This window comes from Acinetobacter baumannii (assembly GCF_009759685.1).
Lineage (GTDB): Bacteria > Pseudomonadota > Gammaproteobacteria > Pseudomonadales > Moraxellaceae > Acinetobacter > Acinetobacter baumannii.
Map to the genome: position 1 here is coordinate 2,600,669 of NZ_CP046654.1, position 26,690 is coordinate 2,627,358.

The following is a 26,690-nucleotide window of genomic DNA, read 5'->3' on the forward strand; positions in this document are numbered from 1 at the left end:
TTGTTTTCAACAAGGCATAGTTGTTGTGTCTGCCTTGTTTGGTTTTTTAAATCGAATTATTTTCCGAGCAGTTCTCGGGCGACGATTTCTTTCATAATTTCATTGGTTCCCCCATAAATTTTTTGTACCCGCGCATCCACAAAAAAGCGTGAAATCGGGTATTCCTGCATGTAACCGTAGCCACCAAAAAGCTGAAGTAATTGATCAATCACTTCACATTGGACATCGGTAATAAAGCATTTCAGTGCGGCAACTTGAGTGACGCCTAACTGGTGTTGTTGATACAGCGCTGCACATTGGTCTACAAAAGCTTGAGCGGCTTTGGCTTTGATTTGCGCATTTGCGAGTACAAATCGTGTGTTTTGCATTTGGCTTAAAGGTTGCCCGAAAGCTTTACGTTCCAGCACATAGTCTTTGGTCAGTTCGATGGCGCCTAAAATTGCCCCCAAAGCCATCATTGAAATGCTTAAACGTTCGCGAGGTAACTCTTGCATTAAATAGGCAAAGCCTTGTCCTTCTTCACCCAAACGCTGAGTTGCAGGTACACAGACATCATCAAAAAATAGTTCGGCTGTATCTTGGGCATGGAGTCCGATTTTTTGTAAAGAGCGACCTTTTTTAACGCCGTCTAAAGCAGCATCCACTAAAAAAATAGAAATACCTTTTGCTTTGGCTTGCGGATCGGTTTTTGCTACCAGAACGATCAGGTCGGCATGCAAGCCATTTGATATAAACGTTTTTGAACCATTCACACGGTAGTGGTCATTTTCTAAAACCGCTTGAGTGCGTATGGCTTGTAAGTCTGAGCCAGCATTGGCCTCTGTCATGGCAATTGCAGTCACGACTTCACCTGTGACCATTTTGGGTAACCAATAACGTTTTTGCTCTTCGGTTCCAATATTTTGCAGATAAGGGGAAACCAGCTCATTTTGCCCACCAATGGCAACAGCTAAAGATGCAAAGCCAGCTTGAGCAGTTTCTTGAACCAGCATGAGTGAGTAGTGCACAGGAGCGCTGTAGCCGCCATATTCTTCGGGCACATCGACGCACAAAAAGCCATTTTCCCCAAGACGAAGCCATAGTTCACGTGGGATAAGGCCATCGTATTCCCATTGTTCGTAATATGGAGCAACCTGTTCTTTTAAGAACCTGCGATAGCTGTCCCGAAATAGTTCAAATTCTGTATCTTGTGGCATGTCGAACCTTTTTTAGGCAAAAGTGAGGCTAAGGCCCAAACCGAAGTTTGAGCTTCCTTTTTTATTTCAATTGCTTATTGCTTTAAGGTGGGCACCCGAATAATCAGTGGGTTATCAGTCTGCTTTTGATAAAGCTCATCAATTAAAGCGGCACGACGTTTCGTAATACTGCTTTGATTGAGGTTGCCTTTATCGGTCACTTCGCCTGCATCGAGTTGAGGTGGTTCAGTCATTAAATAAAGCATTGAGACTGTATTTGAGCTACCAGTCGCATCTTTATTAAAGGTCGTTAAAAATTGGCGGAACCATTGTTGGACTTTAGGGTGTTGCAGTATCTCTGCTGCAGAATGTTCGCCTAGCTTAAGACCTGCATATTGAGCACATGCTTCTAATTTTGGAAAAATCAGAAAGCCAATAGCATTTAGATTTGAACCAGTAATACAAACATCCTGAATCAGTAAATTACCTTGAATCAGTACTTTGTTGCGTAGTGTGCCGACATTCACAAAAGTACCCGTATTGAGTTTAAAGTCTTCGGCAATTCGTCCGTCATACATTAGGCCTTTAGTCGGATCATTGATATCGACTAAACGAACGGCATCGCCTGTATGGAAAAAGCCTTCATCATCAAAAATAGTACTTTGCTGGTCCGCCTTTAAGCGCCAATAGCTTTTCATAACGTGTTTGCCACGAACGCAAAACTCAAGTTTGTCACCACATGGCACTAGCTTGATTTCGCATCCCGGAGCAGGGTAACCAATAAAACCTGCCATCACGCGTGGGCCAGTTGTAAAAGCGCAAGAGGGTGCTGTTTCGGTCATGCCCAATCCACTCATTATGCGAATTTTTTCTCCGCAATGTTGCTGAGCAATTTTATCGAGTCTGTTCCAGCCCGCTTCTGAAAGTGCAGCACCGGCAAAGAATAAAATTTTAACTTTGGCAAAAAAGCGGTCTCTTAATTCTTCATCTTTTTCTAAAGCTTCGGTGAGTTCTTCCCAACCTTTTGGCACATTTAAATAAACTGTTGGAGAAATTTCTTTGAGATTACGAATGGTTTCGTCAAATTTTCCTGCAACGGGTTTGCCATCATCAATGTAAATCGTACCGCCGTTATAGAGTGCGATGCCGACATTGTGACTACCACCAAACGTGTGGTGCCAAGACAGCCAGTCGAGTAGGACAGGCGGTGTTTCTTCAAACTCAGGGAAAGTCTGCAATAACATTTGCTGATTAACACACAACATTAAATGTGTGGTCGGTACAGCCTTAGGTAATTTAGTTGAACCTGATGTAAACAGAAATTTAGCAATCTGGTTTTCATCAAGGGTTTGATAAAATTCTTGAACATTTGAAACTGGTGTATCTAACAGCGATTGAAAAGACGTGCAGATCTGATCGCCTACAATACCTTTATTGGTTACCACTTCAATATCGGATGTAATGCATGCCTGAATGGCTTTGGCAAAAGCTTGTCCATCGCTGGCATAAACCATACCAGGTGTGAGCACTTCAAACACATGTTTGAGTTTGCCGAAGTCTTGAGAAATAAGAGAGTAGGCAGGGGAAATAGCCGAGAAAGGTACACCTGCCAGCATAGCACCCATAGAGAGTGTTAAATGCTCAAGATCATTACCACTTAAAATAACGAGTGGTCGTTCTTGGCTTAAATTACGGTCATGTAATGCCTGAGCAATGTGCCATGCGCGTTGTAGAACTTCTGCATAACTCAGTTTGACCCATTCGCCTTGAGCATTGCGTTTTGCTGCAAAAATATGTTCGGGTTTGGTTTGTGCAAAATGAATTAACCGATCTGTCAGTTTTTGTGGATACGGTTTTAATTGCTCTTTTGGGCTGATATAGAGCGTTTGATCTTTATAGTGATAATGAATATCGTGTTGCCCTAATTTTACGAACCGTTCGCGGTCTTGTGATTGAGTGGCATTCATTTGCATTTCTTTCACTCCATGGAAAGCGCATCACTGCGCTTTATTTTTTGCATCATGCAATTTTTATTTAATATGTTGTTGTCCGCATTACCCTGACTAAATCGGGTAATGACGTGATTGGGTTTGAATGGTAATCCAGCGTAAATCGGTAAACTCGGCAATAGATGCTTTACTACCAAAACGTCCGTAACCACTCGATTTTGTTCCGCCAAATGGCATTTGAGCTTCGTCATGTACGGTTGCGCCGTTAATATGACAAATACCCGAATCAATCTGTTTAGCGACTTCTAATGCCTGTGAAATATTCTGGCTAAACACTGCCGAAGACAGACCAAACTCGCTGTCATTTGCCAGTGCTATGCCTTCTTCAATGCTTGAAAAACGTTGAACTGTGCATACAGGTCCAAATGATTCTTCGCGGTAAAGCAGCATGTCAGGTTTAATATTGAGCACCAGCGTCGGTTGCATAGTGGTGTCTTCAATATGAATGCCTAAAGGTAAGTCAGCCCCTTTGTTTTGGGCATCTTCTAACAAATGCTGAATACGGTTTGCAGCACGTCGACTTTCTAAAACACCGAGTACATTGTCTTTTGAGGTTGGATTACCTGCCTGAATAGAACGGGTTTTCTCAATCAACTTTTCAATAAACTGGTCGGCAATATTGTCTTGAACCAAAACACGTTCGGTCGACATACAAATTTGACCCTGATTAAAGAATGCTCCAAAAGCGACTGCATTTACGGCTTCATTAATGTCAGCTTCATTTAAAACCACAACAGGGGCTTTACCACCCAATTCAAGTAAAACAGGTTTTAAATATTTAGCAGCAGTCTCGGCAATAATTTTGCCGACTTTGGTTGAACCGGTAAAATTAATGCGCTTCACGGCTGGATGAGAGACTAAACGCTCTACGATTTGTGGTGCATCTTCGGCGGCATGCGTAATCACATTCACCACACCTTCACCCAGACCTGCTTCATGTAACACTTCACCAATGAGACGATGTGTTGCTGGACAAGCTTCCGATGCTTTTAATACAACGGTGTTGCCACAAGCCAAAGGCATGGCAAGCGCACGTGTTGCCAAAATGACAGGCGCATTCCAAGGTGCAATTCCTACAATCACACCGCAAGGAACTCGTACACCCATCGCAAGATTGCCCGGCACATCTGACGGAATCAGACTCCCGTCAATTTGTGTGGTCATTGCTGCTGCTTCACGTAACATGTTGGCAGCAAGGTGAACGTTAAACCCATACCATGTTGCAGTTGAACCTGTTTCTTGCATTCCAGTTTGAATGAATTGCTCGGTTTTTTGGTCCATTAAATCGGCTGCTTTTAATAAGCGTAAACGACGCTCGGTAGGCGAGAGTTTCGACCATACTTTAAAAGCTTGCTGTGCCGAATCGATTGCACGATCAACATCTTCCAATGTTGCAGCAGCAGCTTTAGTTGCTACCGTTCCATCAATTGGACTAATACGCTCAAAAGTTGCCTGATTTGATGCATCAACAGATTGACCGTGAATAAGTAACTGTACATTTTGCATGGGTTGCGTCCTTACATTGCCATTAAAGAATCAAAAGTTAACCAGTACGTTTATAACTCTGTAAACCCGGTTTAATTGATTTTTCATCTAAGAATTGTTTCAAACCTTCTTGGCGACCATTCTCGGTATCTCGGTGGATACATTGATCGAGTTTGGCATATAAGTAATCTTCGTTTTGGTCCCATGTCAGTTCACGGCAACGCTTAAAGCCATTTTTAGCAGTACGAAGAACCACAGGGTTTTTCTCAAGTAAGCAATTTGCAAGTTCAGTCACTTCTGCTTTTAATTGGGCAAGCGGTACACTTTTATTCACAAGACCCATCGTTTCAGCTTCTTTACCGCTAAAAGTTTTACCCGTCATGATGTAATACAAAGATGCACGGTGACCTACGGTATCTGCCATTGCTTTACTTACAAGGTTGCCCGGTGGGATACCCCAGTTAATTTCAGATAAACCGAAAGTTGCTTCATCTGCTGCAATTGCTAGGTCACATGCCACTAAAGGTGAGAAACCGCCTCCGAAACACCAGCCGTTAACCATAGCAATGGTTGGTTTTGAATACATACGAAGAAGTTGCCACTGCCAGCGACATGAGTCACGTCGAATACGCTCTTGGAAAATCTCTGGTTGAGTGTCGACTTCACGGAAATATTCCTTCAAATCCATACCCGCTGTCCAAGAGTCACCTGCACCGGTCAGAACCAAAACTTTGGCATTTTGATCAAGCTCTAGCGTTTCAAGCACATCAATCATTTCACGATTGAGAGTTGGGCTCATGGCATTTTTCTTTTCAGGGCGGTTTAAAGTGACCCATGCAATTCCATCTTCAACTTTAACATCTACTGTTTCCCAGCGGTTTTCATAACTCATCTTCATACTCCTTGAATGATTTCTTGCTGTTCTGGGATTTAATCTAATATCAGTTAAACTTACATTCAAGTCTTTTTTGGAAAATTTTATAAATATTTTATAATTTGTTGTATTTTAAATATTAATTATTTTAAAAATTAATTTTAAATAAAAATATGTTGATTTTTTAATAAGTTTAACTGATATTTTTGGTGTGTTTAAAAATAATACACAAAGGGCTAAATGGAACGACTAGTCAATAAAGGACAACACAATGGAAAAAATATCAGGACAGCCTTCAAGGGCAAAAATCACGTTGCTACTGTGCTTTGCCATAGCGATTTTTGAAGGATTTGATCTTCAATCAATGGGGGTAGCCGCTCCACGAATGCGGGCTGAGTTTATGTTAGATAATGCCCAGATGGCGTGGGCATTTAGTGCTGCAATTTTGGGAACACTCCCAGGCGCAATATTAGGTGGTCGGTTTGCCGATATTGTCGGGCGTAAGAAAATTCTGATTTTTAGTATCTTACTTTTTGGAATTATGTCTTTGCTAACCGCCTATGCGGCCAATTTTAGTCTGTTACTGCTTATTCGTTTTTGTACGGGTTTGGGAATGGGTGGGGCGCTACCCATGATGATTACGCTTGCCTCTGAAGCTGTGCCTGACCAGCACAAAGGCACTGCAGTTAGTGTGATGTATAGCGGCATTCCTTTTGGTGGCTTACTCACTTCCGTCGTTGCCATGTCATTGGCAGGCGATGCAGAGTGGCGTCATATTTTCTATATCGGGGGGATTGCGCCTATTTTACTAATCCCACTGATTATGCGCTTTTTACCTGAGTCAAATGATTACCTGCAACGTAAAGTTCAGGCGCAAAAAACCACACCATTCTTTGAGGTTTTATTTGCCAAAGAGCGTCGTATGTCAACCATTCAGCTTTGGATAAGCTTTTTCTGCACGCTAGTGGTACTGTATTTCTTGTTGAACTGGTTGCCATTGCTGATGGGTGCGCAAGGCCTATCAAAACTACAGGCGAACTATGTACAGATGGGCTATAACGTTGGCGGAATTTTAGGTTCGATTCTCATGGGCGTATTGCTTGATAAATTACGCATGAGCTTTGTGATTAAGCTAATTTATCTCGGCATTTTATTTTCGCTGTGCTGTTTAGCAATTTCTCCAACCGTTGCTTTACTTGCACTTTCGGCAGTGGGTTGTGGCTTATTCATTGTGGGTGGACAATCGGCGTTGTATGGTTTGGCGGCAATGTATTATCCAACCGAAATGCGTGGAACCGGAGTAGGTGCCGCGGTTGCAATCGGGCGTATTGGTTCTTTTGCAGGACCTTTAATGGCTGGTTTTTTACTCTCGCTTGGACAAAGCTCGACCATCGTGATTGGTTCAAGTATTCCAGTGATCTTAATTGCAGCGATCTCTGCATTACTTCTTGTCAAAAAACCTAAACAGCCTGTACATTTAGTACAAAGCTCAGGTGCTCGCTAAGTTTTAACGAAAGTATGGGGTTAGAACCTCATACTTTCACTACAGATTTTCTTATGATGATTGAAAGGTTATGGTACGTTCGAATTTAGTTCAAAAAAAAGTAGAAGATGAGCCTAAGTTAAGTTACATGATTGCTCGTGTTGACCGAATTATTAGTAAACATTTAACAGAACATTTAAAAGAGCTTGAAATTACCTTACCGCAATTTACCGCACTTTCTGTTTTAGCTTCAAAAAGTAATTTATCCAATGCCAAGCTTGCTGAGCGTTCTTTTATAAAGCCCCAATCTGCCAATAAAATCTTGCAAGATTTACTGGTGAATGGCTGGATTGAGAAAAAACCGGACCCGACACATGGCCGCCGTATTTTAATTACCCTGACCGAAAGCGGGATTGAAAAATTAAACAAATGCAATGAAGTGGTTTTAAAAGTCGAAGAAAAAATGCTTGAAGGCATTGATATTAACTTGGCTTATTTAATTCGTAATAATCTCGATATTATGGTGAATAATCTTAAAAATTTTAAATAAGTGTGTTTGTTTAGGTTGAGTTAAATTGCTAAGTACTGATTCACACAGAAAATTGATTTCATTTTGCAAATGAACTTGCTAGCATCGAAGTGACGTTTTTGATGATGTGTGGCAACGAATGTCTTCAGGACAACAAGTTTTACTAAAACTAAGAAAAATGATTATTTCAGGGGAACTTGAAGGCGGTGCCAGAATTGCCGAGATTCCTACTGCCGAGTTACTTGGCGTTTCACGTCAGCCTGTTCGTATAGCCTTTCGGTTGCTCGAACAAGAAGGTCTCCTCATTAAAAACCCAACTCGTGGTTATACGGTTCGTGAAATTTCCGGAAAACTGGTGCATGACGCACTTGAAGTGCGCGGTGTGCTTGAAGGGTTGGCTGCGAAAACTTTGGCAGAGCAAGGCTTAAGCGAAGAGCAGAAAAAGACGTTGCAACATTGCATTCAGGAAACTGAAAAACTCTTTAATGAAAAAGACGAGTTTGGTGATGCTGAGCTAGAACGTTATCACCATTTTAATGTCATCTTTCATGACACCATTATTGAAGGAGCGCAAAACGTTGCGCTTATCCAAGCATTGGCTAAAAACAACCAATTGCCGATGGCTTCTGCCCAAGCCATTACCTATGACCAGAACCAAGCTTTGTCAGAATATCGCCGTTTGCACTATGCACATTTGCAGCATTGTTCGATTTTCGATGCATTGGTAAATCGTCAGGCAGGGCGTGCCGAAACATTAATGCGTGAACACAGTAGTGTGGTAATTTTAGGTGAAACGCTAAGAAATGTTCTCAGCGCTTAAAGTGAAAAGTTCCTTTATTTTTGAATAAAGGAACTTTCGAGTTAAAGCTCAATTACAAGATGTTTAGTTTTTGCACGAGAACAGCAGGGCGTAAACTGGTCATTTAGTGCATGTTCCTCATCGGTCATAAATAAATCGCGATGATCAGGTATACCTTCTACCACGCGGGTAATACAGGTACCGCAAATACCTTGTTCACACGAAACAGGAATATCAAAACCATTTGCAATTAATGCCTCAGTAGCAGTCTGCTCTGGTAATACTTCAAATCGACGGCCCGTACCTTTAACTTCAATAGTAAAAGCTTCATCGTTAGATGTATCTGCTTTTTGCGCGACAAAATGCTCTTGATGTAACTGTTCATTGTGCCAGCCAGCTTGTTCGGCTGAGCTCATGACAAACTGCATAAACCCTGTGGGTCCACATACATATAAGTGTTTATCAGATGAAGCTTGGCCCAAAACCTCTGCCATATTACATTCGGTGTCTGGTTGGTCTTGAATGTGAAAATGAACTTGGTCACCAAAGTGTTCGGTTAAGTTGCCATAGAAGGCAATCATTTCATGACTACGGACGAAGTAGTGTAATTCAAAAGGAATATTGGCTGACTTAAGTCGATACGCCATCGACAAAATAGGGGTAATACCAATACCGCCAGCAAATAAAACCGCCTGCTTTGTCTGAGGATGAATCTCAAATAAATTACGCGGTTCACCAATTTTTAAATGATCGCCTTCACGATATTCAGTGTGGATGCAACGTGAGCCACCGCGTGAATTGGCATCATGTAAAACACCAATCACATAACGATGCTTTTCAGTACAGCAGTTTGAAAGTGAATATTGACGGGTGAGGCCGTTTTTAAGATGCACATCAATATGTGCACCTGCTTCAAAACTCGGCAGCGCTGTACCATTTGCTGCAACCAATTCAAAAGCACGAATAGTGGGGGTGAGCTGGTGAATTTTTTGAATAATAACGTCCATGTTGATGCTCCTTTAAATAATCCGAATATTTGGAAACTTCTGTGCGGATGTTTCAGGAGGTGTTTTATTTTCTTCGGCAAGTAGTCGCTCAATCACTTTACGAGACTGTACACCGCCTGCATCGATGTTGAGCATGAGTAATTTGCGATGTGGATTATTTAAAATATTTTGTTGCTGTTGCTCCAGCATTTCTAAATCTTCAGTAAAGATTTTGCCTTGGCCTTCACGAATTTGATCGGTGAGTTCAGCATTATCTGGCTGGAAGTTACGTGCCATTCCCCAGAAATACCAATGTGATGTTTCAGTTTCCGGTGTAATAAAATCGACCACGATTGAGGACACTTTTTTGTCTTTCGGTGCGTGATAACCGCCATGTCCAGCATGCGCTACACCGACTTCAATGTGGACATTACTTGGCGCAAAGAAGTGGCAACGTTGCCAACGGTCAACAGGTACATCATCTGCTAAATGATTGCCGCGAAGGGCCATTTGCCAAAATGGAGGTGCGATCACATTTTCCATATAGCGTTCGGTAATGATATGGTCACCGTCAACTTTAGTTACTGGCAGGGCTTCATCAATTTCTTTTTGCCCAATACTGCTTGAGTGAACATAGGTCTCATGGGTTAAATCCATTAGGTTGTCGATCATTAGGCGATAGTCGCAATGAATGTGAAACAAGCCTCCGCCATAGCTCCATTCCGGATGATCTGCCCATTCTAAAGTTGGCAGTTTTGCTTCATCTGCTAAAGCCTTTTCACCTGGCCATACCCAAATAAAGCCGAACTTTTCAACAACTGCATATGCTTTGTTACAAGGGAAACCATTTACACGTTGGACTGGCATTGAAACAGTCTTTCCGTCACAACCCATGACTAAGCCATGGTAGCCACAGACAAGGTTGCCATCTTCGACATAGCCAAGTGAGAGTGGGGCACCACGATGTGGACAAAAATCTTCAACGGCTGCAACTTGGTTTTCTTTACCACGATAAAAAACGATTTTTTCACCACAGATGGTGCGACCTAATGGTTTATCTTGGATTTCTTCTGGACGGCAAGCTACATACCAAGCATTTTTAATAAACATTTGTGACGACTCCTTATCACTTATTGGATCCAATTTATAATAAATAAAAATATTGGTCAATTGATAAGCAGGATCTTTTTTTTATATTATTTTCCCACATTGTTTATATTCTTAATATTAATCCAGAATTTTTTGTTTTTTAAAGTTTTGAGTATTGAAGTTTAATTTGGATCCATATTGATCAAATTAAAAGAAGGATAAGGGGGAAATCCTTTGATTTGTGCAATTGAAAATGGATAATATTCTTATGGATCCATATTCTTAATTTTAAATAAATTATAATTATATTTTTCAGTTGCTTAATTTAATGATGATTAAATTTTAAAAATATTGTTGATTTTTTGGATCCAAATATTCAGTATAGAAAAAGAGCAGGATGCTCAAAAAACAAATATTCCTCTAGGTCATTATGGATACGGATATGCATAACCACCCAATCGCTCATATTAGCAATGTCGTGTGTATCTCTTATCCACATTGGGAGATGCACAAATGGAAAGAGATGTTCTAAGTGAGATCAATCACAATAATATGAGCCGTTATCAATGGTTCATCATTTTGATCTGTATTTGTCTCAATATTATTGATGGCTTTGATGTGATGGTAATGGCATTTACCGCTCCGTCCGTGTCAGCAGAATGGTCACTTTCAGGCGCACAAATTGGCTTATTGCTGAGTTCAGGTCTTTTTGGTATGGCTGCCGGTTCAATTTTTCTCGCACCTTTAGCCGATAAAATCGGTCGCCGTTTACTTATCTTGGTTTGTCTTGTAATTGCAGGTCTTAGCATGTTGGGCTGTGCTTTAGTGCAAAGTCACGGCATGTTGGCCGCACTTCGGTTTATTACCGGAATTGGGGTGGGCGGGATTCTTGCGAGTAGTAATGTCTTGGCAAGTGAATATGCCAATGCACGCTGGCGCAGTCTCGCAGTGAGCTTAATGTCTACAGGTTATGGCATTGGTGCGACGCTGGGCGGAGTACTCTCACTGGCCTTGATTGAGCAGTTAGGTTGGCGTTCAATCTTTTTGGCAGGGGGCATCACAACTATAGTGATGTTGCTGATTAGTGCATGGTTATTACCTGAATCTTTAGATTATTTGTTGGCGAAAAGACCAAAACAGGCACTAGAACGTATTAACGCAACAGTAAATCGTATGGGTTTAACTGCTTTAAAAGCCTTACCTTATTACGGTCAGAATAATCAAAAAAATACAGGTGATATTGGTAAATTATTTTCAGGGCAGCAGGGGTTCCAGACACTTTGTCTTTGGTTTGCATTCTTTTTAGTGATGTTTGGCTTTTACTTTGTCATGAGCTGGACACCAAAAATTCTGATTTCAATGGGAATGTCGCCTGAACAAGGTGTCAGTACCGGTATTTTAATTAGTATTGGTGGTATTTTCGGAGCAGCCATTATTGGTTTACTTGCTTCACGCATGAAAATTTTCTATGCCCTAAGCTTATTTCTGGGATTAACCTCTGTCTGTGTTTTCCTATTTGTCGCCGTTTCATCTCAAGTGAGCATTGCTCTCATAGTCGGTTTATTACTTGGCACACTCATTAATGGCTGTGTGGCAGGTTTATATTCTATTTCTCCAACAATTTACGATGCTGAAATCCGTAGTCGAGGTGTGGGCTATGCGATTGGTTTTGGTCGGATTGGGGCAATCTTATCGCCAACGGTTGCAGGCATTTTCTTAGATAAAGGTATTGCACCCGCAACGCTGTATGCCTATTACGGTGTGGTGTTTATTTTGGCTATTTTCCTGATTTTGAGTTTGGGTAGCGCTTTTTACCGAAGTAAGAAAGAGCAAAACTTCTCACTTAAAACAGCACCTTAATCCATTAAAAATTAAATAGTTGAGTTAAAAAATGAAAAAGACACCATTATGGGTGGGGGTATGCTTGTGCCCATTATTTAGTCAAGTTGTGCATGCCGAGTTTATTGCAGACAGTAAAGCTGAGCTGACACTGCGTAATTTTTACTTTGACCGAGACTATAAAAAAGATCCATATCCCTATACAGCAGCCAGAGATTGGGCACAGGGTTTAATTTTTAAAGGACAGTTTGGTTATACCGAAGGGACAGTGGGGTTTGGTGTTGATGTGCTCGCAATGGCAGGTTTTAACCTGATGGGAAGCCGTGCTGATGACTATGCACGGAGTGGCTTACTCCCAGTTAATCCTGATAACTCGCGTGATGATTATTATGGAAAAATAGGCATTACTGGGAAGGCTAAATTTAGAAAAAATGAGCTTTTTGTGGGTGATCTAGTTCCGCAGTTACCAACCATATTTTCATCGCCAGCTCGTTTGTTCCCTCAGACTTACCGTGGTATCCGCTTTGTTTCAAATGAAATTCCAAATCTTCAACTGGAAGGGTTTTATGTCGACGAAGTACGGCAGCGTGACTCCATTCGTTATACCGATGTTGGAACAGACAATATCAATCATCGATTTAACAAAGCTGCCACCACTGACTCGTTTTATACTTTAGGTGGAAGTTATCAGTTAAAAGACTACCGTTTACGTGCTTACCATGCTGAACTGAAAGACATTTACCAGCAACAATTTTTGGGTTTTAACGGCAAACAATCTTTGAATGACCGTCTTAACTTTTTAAGTGATGTGCGGTTTTTTAATAGTGAAGAAACTGGAAGTAAAAAAATAGGAGAGGTCGATAACCGACATATTAGTGGCTTATTTGGTTTGAACTATCAAAATCATACGGTTTCTTTGGGCTACATGCAGTCGTTTGGCTCGACTGGTCTGCCATTTTTGTCGGGAACTGAAAGTCCGGTTGTGCTTGATTTTATGAGTTCGGACTACTCAAATAAAGACGAAAAAGTCTACTCGATTCGTTATGAATATGAATTTAAAAATGCGCGGATAGGGGATGTTTCATTAAACGGACTACGTTTTATGACCCGTTATGCTAAAGGTGAAAATATTGATTTACTGCAATATGGCGATCAGCGATTTAAAGAAGATTCGCTAGAGTTTGATTTGGGTTATAAAATTCCAGAAGGCAAGTTAAAAGGCTTAGGAATGCGGGCCCGCTTTTCTCACTACCGTAATGACATGCCAACGAATATGACTTTCCACTCGGCAAATGAAACGCGTTTGAATGTCGATTACACCTTTAAATTTTAAATATTAAAAAAGCAGGTTGAAACCTTTTATTTGAGGTTTTAACCTGCTTTTGGATGTGGTTAAGCAGATACTTTTGCTGCTTCTAAAACTTCATCATGAGTTTGAGTATAAGCTTGTTCTTCTAAAGTATGTTTAGCTGGAATATAAGACATTGCACGTTCTGCCAGAGCTGTAATGGTGAGACTTGGGTTAACACCCAAATTTGCACCTAACATTGAACCATCTACAACGTATAAGTTTTTATAGTTAAATACCCGATTTTGCCCATCTACCACACCACGCTCTGGACTTGAAGCAATTGCACAACCACCCATACAGTGAGCTGTAAAAGGTACGTTAAACAAAATTTCGGTAATGGTCGTCATGGGGTGGCCATTAAACATTTTGGCAACTTTTTCGGTAAATGCATTGGCCTGCGGAATATAAACAGGTAGCTTTTTACCTTCGCTCGATAACACCTTACCAAAAGGCCAGAACCAGTTACGTTTCAAGCGCATGTTGATTGAGGCATCGGCAGTTTGCATCACTAAGAAAATTAAGGTTTGACGTGCAAAACTGACAGGATTACTCATGCGAAGGAAAATAAATGGATGGCAAATGAGTGCCCATAACCAAAAGAAAATACGCGTCCAACCCGGTTTGCCTTTAGCCATGTAAGTACACATAAGGCCCATGGCATCTGAGCCACTTTGGTAGCGAGTCGCTTCAATGTGAGTGTCATGATCAATGTAAATACTTGAACCAATAGCAACACCTTTACTCATGTCGACATCTTTACCAAAAAAGCGAACACCTAAAATCGACTCGGCATTGGTACGAACCCGATTACCCAAATCATCAGAAATATTTGGCAGAGAACCAGACTGTTTTAAACGGAACAACATCTCTTGTGTCCCTAAAGAAGATGCCGAGAAAATCACATTACGAACTCGCCAAGTACGACGTTGTTTGTTAAACCATGAGCTTGAACATTCGGTCGTGACTTCATAACCGTCGCTGCCATCGGCTTTACCATTGAGTGGTTTAACATCAACTACTTTGGTTTCTTCATAAACCTTGGCGCCATTTTTTTCGGCAAAGTACAAATAGTTTTTATCTAATGTATTTTTTGCGTTGTGTTTACAACCCGTCATACAACCGCCACATGCGGTACAAGTGCCACGGTCTGGACCTTCGCCGTTAAAATAAGGGTCAGGGTAGGTCTTCCCACCTTCTTCACCTTCCGGTGGAAAGAAAGTGGCAACACGAGTAGGTTTAAATGTATGGCCAACACCGACTGCTTCACCCATTTTCTTTAGCATATGGTCGGCAGGGCCGAAAATTTTATTATCAGTCACGCCAAGCATACGTTCTGCTTCAGCATAGTGCTGAGGCATTTCATTTTTCCAGTCCGCGGCATCTGCCCACGTGCCTTCATCCCAAATATGTTCAGGTGGAACCAGTAGGGTATTGGCATAGGTAATTGAACCGCCACCTACGGCATTACCGCAAATAATGGTGACATGGCGAAAAAAACGCATGTTGAAATAACCGAAAAGTTTCATGCCCGGACGCCAAATCCAGCGACGGGTATTCCAGTTGTTTTTAGCAAAATCTTCAGCTTTCCAGCGTCGCCCCATTTCCATTACGGCAACCGAGTAGCCTTTTTCGGTTAAACGGCAAGCAGAAACACTACCACCAAAGCCTGAACCAATAATCAGGTAATCATAGTCATAATTGTTTATTGTCATGATGAAGGCTCCTGTCTAATGATATTTTTTATATTGACTCTGTATGTTTATCAATGAATTGCCTAATGCGCTCAAAGGAGTCATTAGATTCCTTTAGTATACCTGCATGAAATTGAAAAACATGTCCGACTTGGTCATAAACCCTTAAGTTCGTCGGAATGCCGTATTTTTCAGTCTGTTCAGCAAGACGTTTTGCATCGTCTAATAAAATTTCTTCGGTACCGACATGGATCAGAACCGGCGGTAATCCAGTTAAGTCAGCATAGAGTGGGGAGCACGTTGGCTCGGTTGCCGATTTTTGGCCGCAATAGTTTTTTGCACACCAGGTTAACCAGCCCTCTGACAACATTGCATCTTGAGCAGCATGAGTTTTTATTGTGTTTCCTGAAAGACTTAAGTCAACCCAAGGCGAAAGTAAAACTAACGCCGCTGGCAAAGGTAAACCTGCGTCTCGTAAGGCAATTACGGTGCTTAAGCTCAGTCCGCCGCCAGCTGAGTCCCCCGCAATCACAAGTTTTTTAGGGTCTTGTCCGTAAGCAAGTAAAGCTTTATAGACAGCAATGCTATCTTCAATAGCAGCAGGGCTTGGGTGTTCTGGGGCCAGACGATATTCAGGTAACCAGACTTGTGCTTGAGCTACATGTCCGATCTGAGCGGCAAGTTTAGCGTGACTTTTGCTACTGCCCACGACATAGCCACCACCATGTAAATACAAAATACCGAGACCTGACTTAATGGTCTTAGGCCGAATATGAAGCGTAGGAACTTGAGCAATTATTTGCTTTTTTGTTTGATAACCACGAGGCCCAAGCACAATAGCACTGGCTGCATCACTACAAAAACGTTGTAGCTTTAGTGGTGTTTTAGGGGATAAAGCTGGACGTAGTGTGGTACGGATGGTCCATGCAAGAAGTTGCTTCATAATAAGGACTCATACTAAGCATGTGAGATTAGCCAGCATCTCCTAAAATTAAGAGCATGCTGACCACTATTTTTATTTTGCTGATTTGTTGAGTAGGCGAGTTTGCCAAGCTGTCGCGGCTGCAAAGATCTTTTGGTAGCCTTGCGGCAGAATACGCTGAATCACATCGACGGCTTTTGCATCGGCTCCAATAAGTAAACGGCGGCGGTCCTTACGAACAGCTTCCAAAATTTGCTGAGCTGCATCATCAGCAGGGGTGCGAAGTAATTTATCGAAAGCATCTTGGCTTTTTAGCGGGTCCATTCCTAAAGACTGGACGCTATTATTCATACGTGCAGCTTTGGCAATATTGGTGCGAATACCACCCGGATGCACACAAGTCGCGCTCACACCCGCATTTTGCATATCAAGTTCTTGGCGCAAGGATTCAGTAAAACCACGAACGGCAAATTTACTTGCGTTATAAGCACTTTGGGTCGGTTGAGCTGTTAAGCCAAACATACTGGAAATATTAATAATATGCCCATCACCACTTTGCTTTAAGTAAGGTAAAAATTCTTTGGTACCATAAACTACGCCCCAAAAATTAATACCAATGAGCCATTCAAGATCTTCGTAGCTCACACCTTCAGCCGTACTACCAATTGCGACACCAGCATTATTAAAAATCAGGTTAACTTGGCCATGCTCATCTACCACTGCCTTTGCCCAAGTTGCAACCTCCTCACGTTTAGCCACATCAACTTTTTGAGTGGTGACTTTGACAGAATAGGGTGCTAATAGCTCGACTGTTTTGGCTAACCCGGCTTCACTAATATCAGAAAGTGCCAGATGACAGCCTTGTTTGGCGAGGGCGATTGCAATTGCTTGACCAATACCTGAACCCGCACCTGTCACAGCTGCGACTTTATTTTTAAAAGACTTCATAAAATTCTCCGTTTATTTTTCTCATTTCCTATGGCGAAGCGTATTTAAGAAATAGCCGACACCTGAGTGTAGTTTTCAATGTCAAAGCGACGAGTGCGTTGGCGATATTCAAGGGTAAAACCTGGCCAGTTATTGGTATTTTTGCCATCAGCAGTTTGATACCAACTGGTACAGCCTTGCGCCCACACCGTTTTTTTCATTTTTTCCTGAATATTTTGATTAAACTCGTGTTGAATTTCGGCACGAATGTTGGTGAACAGCAGGTTATTTTTCAAAGTAGTGCGCAGTGCATCTAAAATATAATTCACCTGACTTTCAATCATATAGACGATTGAGTTATGTCCGAGGTTGGTATTTGGTCCATACAACATAAAGAAGTTAGGGAATCCGTTTACTGTTAGACCTAAATAAGCCTCAGCACCATCTTTCCATGTGTCTTTTAATGTACGCCCATCAAGTCCAGTAATTTGCATTGGCGCCATAAATTCAGTCGCTGTAAAACCTGTACCGTAAATAATGGCATCAACTTCACGCAGCTTTCCTTCCGTGTCTAAAATGCCATGTTCGGTAATTTCTTGAATACCTGTATCAATCACATCAACATGAGGTTGGGTCAGCGTTTCATACCAGTGGTTAGAGATTAAAATACGTTTACAACCAATTGGATAGTCCGGCATTAAACGATGGCGTAACTTCCCATCTTTAACAACTTTTCGAATGTGGCGCTGGAATATGTATTCCACCAAAGGCATTTCATTAAGTGAAGTTGTAAAAGCAAGTAGGCGAATTTCATGATGGCCATATTGCAAGGCGCGGTCTAGACTTTGCAAGATCGGCAGTTTACGGAAAGCTTTTTTTTCTAAAGGTTGGTAAACCCGATCCGGTTTTGGAATAACATAAGGCGCTGAGCGTTGATAAACGTCTAGGTGAGCCACTTGTTTTGCAATTTCAGGTACAAACTGAATCGCGCTTGCGCCTGTGCCAATGACTGCAACACGTTTACCAGTTAAGTCATAGTCATGGTCCCAACGCGCTGAGTGAAATGCCTTACCCTTAAAGTTTTCAATGCCTTTAAGTTTTGGATAGGCTGGGCGGTTAAGTTGGCCTACAGCACCAACCAGAAATTCCGCTTCAAACTGTTCACCAGTTGTACTTTGGATGTGCCATACACCTTGCAGTGCATCAAATTCGGCGCTGGCTATTTCAGTATTAAATTTGGTGTGCGGGCGAAGATCATATTTATCGGCACAGTGACGTAAATATTGATAAATCTCTTGAGATGTCCCGTAGCGATTTTTCCAACCAAGTTCCTGTTCAAAAGAAAAAGAATAAAGATGTGACGGCACATCACATGCAGCGCCCGGATAAGTGTTGTCACGCCAGACACCACCTACATCGGCAGCTTTTTCAAATAGAGTAAATTGTTCAAAACCTGCTTGTTTGAGACGAATGGCAAGTCCTAGACCACCAAAGCCAGTGCCAATAATGGCGATGCGTACATTTTTATTTGAATTAGACGACGAATTAAACATAGGCTGCTCTAAAATCCTTAAAAACAGTGAGCGAAAAAATCGCAATTTCCTGTATGCAGAATAGACGTTTATTAACTTGATTTAGAGGATGGATGAGGACAAAATATTGTGATTCGAGGACATTCTGAGCAATACAGTGAAGTATGCATGGGCATTTGAACGCAGTGTACATAGTGTTCGGTTAATGGCTGATTTCGCGCTGGAATCAGGCATCTCTTATCAGACAATTTTGCAAGGGACTGGGCTTAGCCAACAACAATTACTTGACCCTAATATGGTGGTGACAGGCCATCAGGAATTACAGTTGATTCATAACTTGGTTGAGCAATTAGGAGACAGACCGACATTAGGCTTAGAGGTGGGCACACGCTATCATTTCACCACATTTGGGCCATTAGGCATGGCTCTGATGAGTAGTGCGAGCATTCGTGAAGCACTGGATCTGGCTTTAACCTATTTTACTTTAACCTTTGCTTTTACCCGCTTTGATGTGTCGGATACACCACAAGGAATCCGTATCGAAATTGATGAGCAAGATATTCCATCTTCAGTGCGTCAATTCATTATTGAACGCGATGCCGCTGCACTCATTACGGTACAGCGAGATTTGGTACAGGATAATTTTTGCCAATATTTGGCTTTTTCTTTCCAACCCAAAGGTGATGCCGAGCCTTATCGGAATTTATTTGGGGTCATGCCAGAATTTGGTGCAGCTAAAAGTTTTGTGATTCTTGATCCGCAAAAAGTAGATCAAAAGCTACTTATGGCGAATGAGTTGGTTCTGCACACTGCAGAAGAACAATGTCGTCAAATATTAGAAAAGCGCCAATCACAAAATAAATTTACAACCTTAGTGCAACAGCAGCTGATGAGTATGCGTGGGGAAATGCCATCTATGGATATAGTGGCTGATCGACTGCATTTAAATATAAGAACCCTGCGCCGTCACTTGGCATCGGAAGGAATGACTTTTATCCAGATTCGTGAAGAGGTTAGACAGGTCTTAGCAGAGCAATATTTGGCATTACCAAAAGCTTCTGTTGAGCAAATTGCCGAATGGTTAGGTTATGCCGAACCTGCCAGTTTTATTCATGCTTATAAAAGATGGCATGGGAAAACACCTCATGCCATGCGGTTAAATAGCCAATAGTCAAAGTATCTTTATTTCTTTAAACGCAAATGTAGCAAACGTGTTGCCGATGTATGGCGTATATTGTCGGCACGGTTATAAAAATAACGTTCAGTAATAGCTTCACCAGACAAGTCTTCGACTACTTCAAAACCCATTTTTTCAACCGCCTGATGTAAATCTGAAGGTTTAAATTGACCTAGTAAAGGTTCTTTCAGCAAATGGGTAAACTGTGCAACGCCCATACTCCCGAGTCGCTCAATACCTTTTAATTCCTGAAAATCGGTCGAATAGTCGAGTACCACTTCGCTGCCGTTTGCAGCAAATTCAGCAATACTTTTTAAAGTTTGCAGCGTAGTTTCCGGCTTTAAATAATGAGTGGTGCCCAGCCAAGAAAAGAAAGCCGGAGCTTTTCGTATATAGCGACTTCGGGCAAGCGCCTCAGAGATAGATTCTTTCTCAAAGTTAATAGAAACAAATTCAACAGTAGAAGGGAGTTCGCCTAATTTTTTGAGTTTAGATTGTTTGGCAGTCTGAGTATCAGGATGGTCAACCTCAAAAATTTTTAAAGTTGGATAATGCTGTGATTTTCGGAGCACAAAAGAGTCTAAACCCGCTCCAACCAAAACATATTGCTCAATATTGTGTTGAACAGCTTGATTAAGTAAGTCCTCGGCATAACGTGATCGGCCGACAACCTGTCCACTCAATAAACCTAAGGTACGGTTTAAAATGGGTGAATTCATTAATTTAACAATGAGTGGTGTAGATAAAAGCTTTTTCCAACCTTTACTGGTCATTTCAAAAGCATAGGGATCTGAAAATACAGGGTTTGTCGTATTTTTAAAGTGATTCGCACGTAAAGCAGCAGCGGCTTCGGCAGTACGACTTGATTGACCTTCTTTCATCTTTAACCTGTTCTTTTATTTCTTGAAGATTGAATGAAGAAGGCAGTGTATTTCATGAAAATCTAAAATACACTGCCCATTCCTTACAACTGATTTGGTCAAATTTACAAATTAATGTGTCTTTGACATTTGATATGTAACTTCATAATCCTTCAAATCTAGTTTTTTCAAACGTTGTTTAAGCTTTTTCAATGACCACGGCCATGCTGCAAAGTTGCGACCGTTAGCGTCAAGGTAATAACTCTTACAGCCACCACTATTGAATACAGTGGTTTGTAAGTGCTTTTGCACCAAGTCGTTGTGCTTTTTAATTACATCAGCCTTAACATTTAACTTGCTAATTCCTTTGTTTTTAATTTTTAACAAACCATCTACGATATAGTCGAGCTGTGCTTCTGCCAAACCAATAAATGAGTCATAAACCAGTACGTTTGGTCCCAATACTAAGAATGCATTTGGTACATTTTCAATGTTGGTTCCTAAGTAAGCTTCCGGTGAACTATTTTTCCACAAATCATTTAAACGTTGGCCTTTTTCATTAAACACACGTTTGCCGATTGGTGGGTGAGATACTTCAAAACCTGTACCCCAAATAATCACATCAACTTCATGGCGTTCGCCATTAGCTGCAATCACCGTATTGCCTTCGACTTTAACCAGGCCATGTGGAATAAGCGTGGTATTTGGTGCTTGTAGTGCAGGGTAGTAATTGTTAGCAAACAAAATACGTTTACAGCCAATATCAAAATTAGGCGTTACGTTTTTACGTAACTCAGGGTCTGCAATTTGAAGTTTAAGTAATTGCTTGCCGAGTACATTTACTGGTTTTAGTGCAAGTGGGTTACGTAAACCAAAATTAATCGCATTGAGGGTTAGCGCTACACTTTTACGCCAACTTGCCTGAATTGCTGGATATTTGGCAATAATTGATTTACTAAACTCACCCAAATCCGTATCCGGTTTTGGCAGTACCCAAGGAGCCGTACGTTGGAACACAAATAGCTCTTTTGCTTTAGGTTGAATTTGTGGCACAAACTGGATGGCAGATGCACCTGTACCAATTACAGCAATGCGTTTTCCAGTAAGGTCGTAGTCATGATTCCATTTCGCTGAATGGAACATTTCACCTGTAAAGGTATCCAAACCTTCAAGACGTGGAATCTGGGCTTCGGTAATTGGGCCTGTTGCAAAAATAACAGTTCGCGATAGATATTGACCAGTAGTTGTATCAAGTACCCACAAATGGCGTGATTCATCCCAAGCAGCATTGAGCAGTTCGTTGTTAAACTCAATTTTAGACGTGATATTAAACTCGTTACTTACATCTTCTAAGTAACTTAAGATTTCCGGCTGACGTGCAAATAAGTGACTCCATTTTGCACTAGGTGCAAACGAATAAGAATACAAAGCCGAAGGTACATCACAGCCACAGCCCGGATAGGTGTTTTCACGCCAAGTGCCACCTACACGTCCTGCTTTTTCAATAATTTTATAGTTGGTATAGCCAACTTGGTCGAGACGAATCGCTGCGGCGATACCGGAAATTCCGGCACCGACAATAAAGGTATCGTAAATATGGCTAGGTGAATTGACAGCTTTTTTTGCTGATGCATTTGTTTTCATTTGAGCAGTCATATGGGTACTACCCATAAAATTTCTTATTTAAATAATTTGTACGATGTGCCAAGAAACTTGGTATACAAACTTGGTGATGCACGTTTCATTAGCCAGAACAATTTCGCATCGATTTGAGGGATGGTATAAAGCTCATCCTGATCAAGACGGTTAAGTGTCAGTTTGGCTACATCATCACTTGTGGTGAGTGCGTAGTTCATGAGCGCATGGTCTGCAAGTTTTGAATAACGGCCCGGAATACGACCATTTTTAATGATATTGGTTGGCACCAAGGTCGGGCAGAGCACATTCACTTTAATGTTGAATTTACGAAGCTCAGCCGAAAGTGTTTCAGACAACGCACGAACACCAGCTTTAGTCACGTTATAAGCGGTCATTTCTGGTGCTGCGGTATAAGACGCCGCAGAAGCTACATTAATAATTGCGCCGTAACCTAGTTTTTTGAACTTTGGCACAAATGCATGACAACCATGAATAACACCCCACAGGTTAATATTCATGACCCAGTTCCAGTCTTCTAGGCTGAGTTCGTCAAACTTACCGCCTAAACCTACACCCGCATTATTAATGACAAGGGTGACAGGATGACTAAGTAAAATTTCAGCAGTTTCAGCTAAATGTGTGACATGTTCAGGATTACCTACGTCACAATGCATTGCAAATGCTTTTGCACCCTGTTGTTCAAGCAGCGTTACAGTTTCTTCTGCAGCTTCTAAATTAATATCTGCGCAGACTACGCTGCCACCACGTTTTGCCAGTTCAATTGCAAAACTTCGTCCAATTCCACTGCCTGCACCCGTCACGACGGCATAAGCTTTTTGGCTTGGTTTAACTTTCTTTTTGCCAAATAAAATCATGATTCATCCCGAAATAGATTTAAGGAACACCAGCCATTAAGTAATGACTGGTTGCAAGCCAGTTAAGACAAGCGTACAGGTGGGGTAAATTCCTTCACAAAGTAAGGTGCAATTGCGCCGCCTTCTTTGAGTAATTTGTCTTTGTAGTACTCCAGATATTCGGTCGTGTCATGGTCATTTGGATGGAAGTCAGGACGTAAGTAATCGAAAATCTGGCCAATGGTGCTACCAAATACACCATCTTTTGGACCAAAAATAAGTCCTACACCACGGCGCGCGTCTTTCCAGAATTTTCTAGTCAACATTTCCTGTGGTTTTCTTAAAACCGGAATAAACAATGTAGTTGCTGGGATTAAACCTAAAATAGTAAAGAAAGCTAAGAAGAAGCCAGAAGCTCGTAGTGGATAGCTACCATTGAGTAATTGATATACATCATAGGCAATATCTTTATGCTCGGATTCTTCAAGCATATGCCACATCCATAAAGCACGGCTTTTGGCATCATCTGAATAGTAGAAATTCTTTTCGTGCTTCATCATGTATTCGGCAAGTACCGCAGTAAAATGCTCAATACCGGCCATCATCGATAATTTAAGCGGTTGCGGGAATTTCAAAAACACATATTTAAAGAAGTTCTCGCCCAAGAAACGGTATAAATCGACAGGGTATTCAACATCTTTAAGCGCATCGTTATATTCATTGTGTAACTTAGAATGAATCGCCTCTTGTCCAATCAATGAAGTAACACGCTGTTTTAAAACTGGATCTTGAATAAATTCACGGTGATGACGAGCTGTTTCAATCACCAGATCTTCACCATAAGTTAGAAATACTGAAAGCGTAGCAAAAAACATCGTGGCAAATTGATTATTCATATAGAATTCAACATCAATCTCTTTACCTTCAAATCCGATATTTAAATGACGGATTGGGATGGATTTTTTACTGGCAAAATCCGGTAACTCGATTTCACGGTAAAATTTAATTTTGTTTAGTGATTTTTTAACTGTGGTCGAGATCATAGTGACACCTTCAGATCAATCAGTGATAGTGCGGCTATGTCGAAAATCAAAAAGCTTTGATTTGCAACAGGACACTGTAAATTCCATTTTCAAAAAGCAGTTTTCTCTGCTTACTGACTACGGTGATGTTGCTCCGTTATTTGTGTGATTATTTGACTGAATAACGGGAAAAAGAGGAAAGTTCAGTAAAACGGCTCAACCTCTTTTTAGATTTTTTCATGTTAATCTGAGTTTATGTTCGGATTCAATTCGGGTAACTTTTCAAGTTTCTAAACCTAAAGTTTCATGTTTTTATAAAATAAAAAATTAGTTTTAAAATTTATTAATATATTGATTTTTATTTAAATATTTTAATGTAATTAAAAGAAATACTCAAACATAAAAGAACTTATAACTGTATTTCATTGTAGTTTTAAAAGAAATATTTCATGAAAGTTGACAACTATTCGGATTTTGTTTTTTTTATTAGGGTAGGGCTAAATTACATGCTAATCTGAGCTTATGTTCGGATTATTTATAAGAAAATATGTCTACGCGAAAGCCCCGTCAGGCACGAGCCAAAGTCACTGTCGATACCATTATTGAAGCAGGTTTTATTGCCGTAGCATTGCATGGGCCAAGTGGTACCACCACACGTCATATTGCAGAAATTGCAGGGGTGAGTGTGGGGTCACTCTATGAGTATTTTAAAAACAAAGAAGAAATCTATGATGCGATGAATCACTACTTTGTGAGTGAAATTCTCGACATGATTAAAGAACTAACCCCCACAATTTTAGAGTTGGAGTTAGAACCTGTCATTGAAATGATTTTTTATACGTTCAGTGATTTATTAAAGAAAAATAATGACCGTTACTTAACCGTTTTACGTTATGCAGGTGAGTTGCAATACGATAAATATATTCCAAAAATTGAACAGGCTTTAATGGAAGTCATCATGAAGTATATGATGCATAATCCTAAATATTTAAAAATTAATAACTTACCTGTAATTACCTATATTTGTATTAATAGCGGTATTTTTAACGTAGCAAGGCATCTTATTTTACCCAACCCATTTATTAGTTTTGATGAAATGGTGCAGGGGCTAACCACTATGATTATGAGTTATATCAATACCGAAATGGCACGCTCAGAAGATCAATCATAATTTTTAGTTTTTCAAATGTGATAAAAAACACCTGCGTATACTTCTACGCAGGTGTTTTTACTATTTATGGCATGGTTGGAATTTCTTCCGGACGCATATCAAAAATCAGAATTTCAGCATTGTCACCATTGGTAAATGATAACTTGCCTCCATCACGAATACGCGCAGCATCACCTGTATTAAAGGTTTTACCGTTTACATCAATACGGCCTTTTGCCACATGTAGGTAAACATAACGACCTTCAGGAATTGCAAACTCTGCTGTTTCTTCACCATCAAAAAGACCTGAATAAATATTAATATCTTGTTTGATGGATAAAGTTTTTTCGCCACCTTTTGGTGAAATCATCAAGTGCAATTTGCCGCGTTTGTCTTCCTCGGAAATATGCAATTGTTGATAGCCCGGTGTTGTGTTCACTTCATTTGGAACTACCCAAATTTGCAAGAAGTGCACGTTTTCTTGAGCAGAGTGATTAAATTCACTATGTGCAACCCCACGGCCTGCGCTCATTAACTGAATATCACCAGGCACAATAACCGAACCTGTACCCATTGAATCTTTATGTTCTAACGCACCTTCAAGCACATAAGAAATAATTTCCATGTTACGGTGAGGGTGGGTACCAAAGCCTTTTGATGGAGCAACCGTATCGTCATTAATTACAAGTAAATCTGAAAAACCAACTTGTTTCGGATCCCAATAATTTGCAAATGAAAACGTGTGTTTCGACTGTAACCAGCCATGATGTGCTGCACCACGCTCATGAGATAAACGCATATCAAACATGATTTATTCTCCTCATCCAATTTTTTTCTCTGAATGCAGTTTATCGTTTTCATTTGTGCAATAAAGCTCTAAAAACAGAAAGCTTGGTGTGATTTTTGGAACGCTCAAATATAGAACTAAAGCATGTATAGAAATAGGCAGAATATTTCGTGTGTTATCTTTTTAAGCCATGTTTTTATCATTTTAGGACAAATGTATTTTATTTAAATCATAATGAATAATAGTAGTTTATATAAATAATTTAAAATAATCGAAAAATATTTGAGTTGGCAAAAAGTTTCAAAATGGATTGGCTTTTTTTGTCCTTGTTCGAGTGTTATAGCAAGCGCACTATTTAACCTGATTTGGTGAACTTAACAACGCTTAAGTTCATAAAACATGACAAGGCAGAGGTATTCGAGCAAATTTTTGTTCGAGAGCAGTTAAAGATTGCAAGAAATAATCTAAAGACAACTTTAGCTGTTTGATTCGACGCTGCCTTGTATTTAAC

The 26,690-nt window shown here is 40.7% G+C and carries 22 protein-coding genes; 7 read left to right on the forward strand and 15 right to left on the reverse strand.

Annotated features, from left to right (window positions below):
- Positions 1-56: 56 nt before the first annotated feature.
- The 4 genes from GO593_RS12440 to GO593_RS12455 all read right to left on the reverse strand — a co-directional run bounded on the left by GO593_RS12440 (position 57) and on the right by GO593_RS12455 (position 5,567).
- Positions 57-1,196, reverse strand: coding sequence for an acyl-CoA dehydrogenase family protein (locus GO593_RS12440; protein WP_001135440.1), 1,140 nt, complete (start codon positions 1,194-1,196; stop codon positions 57-59).
- A 74-nt stretch (positions 1,197-1,270) separates the two neighbouring features.
- The gene (locus GO593_RS12445) at positions 1,271-3,157 is read right to left on the reverse strand and encodes a feruloyl-CoA synthase (RefSeq protein ID WP_171056821.1); all 1,887 of its coding nucleotides are present in this window, start codon (positions 3,155-3,157) and stop codon (positions 1,271-1,273) included.
- An 81-nt stretch (positions 3,158-3,238) separates the two neighbouring features.
- A complete protein-coding gene (locus GO593_RS12450) occupies positions 3,239-4,690 on the reverse strand; it encodes an aldehyde dehydrogenase (RefSeq protein ID WP_001181814.1) in 1,452 nt (483 codons plus the stop codon).
- Between the two features lie 37 nt (positions 4,691-4,727).
- Positions 4,728-5,567, reverse strand: a complete 840-nt coding sequence (locus GO593_RS12455) for a p-hydroxycinnamoyl CoA hydratase/lyase (protein ID WP_002040868.1) — start codon at positions 5,565-5,567, stop codon at positions 4,728-4,730.
- 247 nt (positions 5,568-5,814) lie between these two features.
- Here GO593_RS12455 and mhpT point away from each other — a divergent pair, with 247 nt between their 5' ends.
- The 3 genes from mhpT (at position 5,815) to GO593_RS12470 (ending at position 8,375) form a co-directional block, all read left to right on the forward strand.
- The gene (gene mhpT / locus GO593_RS12460; RefSeq protein WP_000411712.1) at positions 5,815-7,047 is read left to right on the forward strand and encodes a 3-(3-hydroxy-phenyl)propionate transporter MhpT; all 1,233 of its coding nucleotides are present in this window, start codon (positions 5,815-5,817) and stop codon (positions 7,045-7,047) included.
- A 70-nt stretch (positions 7,048-7,117) separates the two neighbouring features.
- Positions 7,118-7,576 (forward strand): MarR family winged helix-turn-helix transcriptional regulator, encoded by a 459-nt coding sequence (locus GO593_RS12465; protein ID WP_000252463.1) that lies wholly within the window; start codon positions 7,118-7,120, stop codon positions 7,574-7,576.
- A 106-nt stretch (positions 7,577-7,682) separates the two neighbouring features.
- Positions 7,683-8,375 (forward strand): GntR family transcriptional regulator, encoded by a 693-nt coding sequence (locus GO593_RS12470; protein WP_080631563.1) that lies wholly within the window; start codon positions 7,683-7,685, stop codon positions 8,373-8,375.
- A 41-nt stretch (positions 8,376-8,416) separates the two neighbouring features.
- Here the strand turns inward: GO593_RS12470 and GO593_RS12475 are convergent, their stop codons facing one another.
- Both GO593_RS12475 and GO593_RS12480 read right to left on the reverse strand, forming a co-directional pair.
- A complete protein-coding gene (locus tag GO593_RS12475) occupies positions 8,417-9,361 on the reverse strand; it encodes a PDR/VanB family oxidoreductase (protein ID WP_000382531.1) in 945 nt (314 codons plus the stop codon).
- Between the two features lie 12 nt (positions 9,362-9,373).
- The gene (locus tag GO593_RS12480; protein ID WP_000470079.1) at positions 9,374-10,450 is read right to left on the reverse strand and encodes an aromatic ring-hydroxylating dioxygenase subunit alpha; all 1,077 of its coding nucleotides are present in this window, start codon (positions 10,448-10,450) and stop codon (positions 9,374-9,376) included.
- A 492-nt stretch (positions 10,451-10,942) separates the two neighbouring features.
- On the opposite strand from GO593_RS12480, the gene GO593_RS12485 reads away from it, so the two are divergent.
- On the forward strand, positions 10,943-12,289 hold the full coding sequence (locus tag GO593_RS12485) for an MFS transporter (RefSeq protein WP_002047564.1): 1,347 nt from the start codon (positions 10,943-10,945) through the stop codon (positions 12,287-12,289).
- Positions 12,290-12,320: 31 nt separating this feature from the next.
- Entirely contained in the window at positions 12,321-13,601 is a 1,281-nt protein-coding gene (locus GO593_RS12490) for an OprD family outer membrane porin (RefSeq protein ID WP_000753530.1), read from the forward strand.
- 59 nt (positions 13,602-13,660) lie between these two features.
- Here GO593_RS12490 and GO593_RS12495 read toward each other — a convergent pair whose 3' ends face one another.
- The 4 genes from GO593_RS12495 to GO593_RS12510 form a co-directional block, all read right to left on the reverse strand.
- Positions 13,661-15,331 (reverse strand): GMC family oxidoreductase, encoded by a 1,671-nt coding sequence (locus GO593_RS12495; protein ID WP_000154590.1) that lies wholly within the window; start codon positions 15,329-15,331, stop codon positions 13,661-13,663.
- 28 nt (positions 15,332-15,359) lie between these two features.
- Positions 15,360-16,253 (reverse strand): alpha/beta hydrolase, encoded by an 894-nt coding sequence (locus GO593_RS12500; protein ID WP_000811577.1) that lies wholly within the window; start codon positions 16,251-16,253, stop codon positions 15,360-15,362.
- Between the two features lie 72 nt (positions 16,254-16,325).
- The gene (locus GO593_RS12505; protein ID WP_000834593.1) at positions 16,326-17,180 is read right to left on the reverse strand and encodes an SDR family NAD(P)-dependent oxidoreductase; all 855 of its coding nucleotides are present in this window, start codon (positions 17,178-17,180) and stop codon (positions 16,326-16,328) included.
- A gap of 44 nt (positions 17,181-17,224) precedes the next feature.
- Positions 17,225-18,712, reverse strand: coding sequence for a flavin-containing monooxygenase (locus GO593_RS12510; protein WP_000483434.1), 1,488 nt, complete (start codon positions 18,710-18,712; stop codon positions 17,225-17,227).
- Positions 18,713-18,848: 136 nt separating this feature from the next.
- Between GO593_RS12510 and GO593_RS12515 the strand changes: the two genes are divergently transcribed.
- Positions 18,849-19,862 (forward strand): AraC family transcriptional regulator, encoded by a 1,014-nt coding sequence (locus GO593_RS12515; protein ID WP_001984934.1) that lies wholly within the window; start codon positions 18,849-18,851, stop codon positions 19,860-19,862.
- Positions 19,863-19,873: 11 nt separating this feature from the next.
- Here GO593_RS12515 and GO593_RS12520 read toward each other — a convergent pair whose 3' ends face one another.
- The 4 genes from GO593_RS12520 to GO593_RS12535 form a co-directional block, all read right to left on the reverse strand.
- Positions 19,874-20,749, reverse strand: coding sequence for a class I SAM-dependent methyltransferase (locus GO593_RS12520; RefSeq protein WP_000658011.1), 876 nt, complete (start codon positions 20,747-20,749; stop codon positions 19,874-19,876).
- A gap of 111 nt (positions 20,750-20,860) precedes the next feature.
- Positions 20,861-22,384 carry a flavin-containing monooxygenase gene (locus tag GO593_RS12525; protein WP_000126763.1) on the reverse strand — a complete coding sequence of 508 codons (1,524 nt, stop codon included), beginning with the start codon at positions 22,382-22,384 and terminating at the stop codon, positions 20,861-20,863.
- Positions 22,385-22,407: 23 nt separating this feature from the next.
- Positions 22,408-23,241, reverse strand: a complete 834-nt coding sequence (locus GO593_RS12530) for an SDR family NAD(P)-dependent oxidoreductase (RefSeq protein WP_000600019.1) — start codon at positions 23,239-23,241, stop codon at positions 22,408-22,410.
- 62 nt (positions 23,242-23,303) lie between these two features.
- Entirely contained in the window at positions 23,304-24,263 is a 960-nt protein-coding gene (locus GO593_RS12535) for a metal-dependent hydrolase (RefSeq protein WP_000626177.1), read from the reverse strand.
- Positions 24,264-24,789: 526 nt separating this feature from the next.
- Between GO593_RS12535 and GO593_RS12540 the strand changes: the two genes are divergently transcribed.
- Positions 24,790-25,413, forward strand: a complete 624-nt coding sequence (locus tag GO593_RS12540; RefSeq protein ID WP_000107496.1) for a TetR/AcrR family transcriptional regulator — start codon at positions 24,790-24,792, stop codon at positions 25,411-25,413.
- 64 nt (positions 25,414-25,477) lie between these two features.
- Here GO593_RS12540 and GO593_RS12545 read toward each other — a convergent pair whose 3' ends face one another.
- Positions 25,478-26,200 (reverse strand): pirin family protein, encoded by a 723-nt coding sequence (locus tag GO593_RS12545; RefSeq protein ID WP_000459994.1) that lies wholly within the window; start codon positions 26,198-26,200, stop codon positions 25,478-25,480.
- Positions 26,201-26,690: the final 490 nt, after the last annotated feature.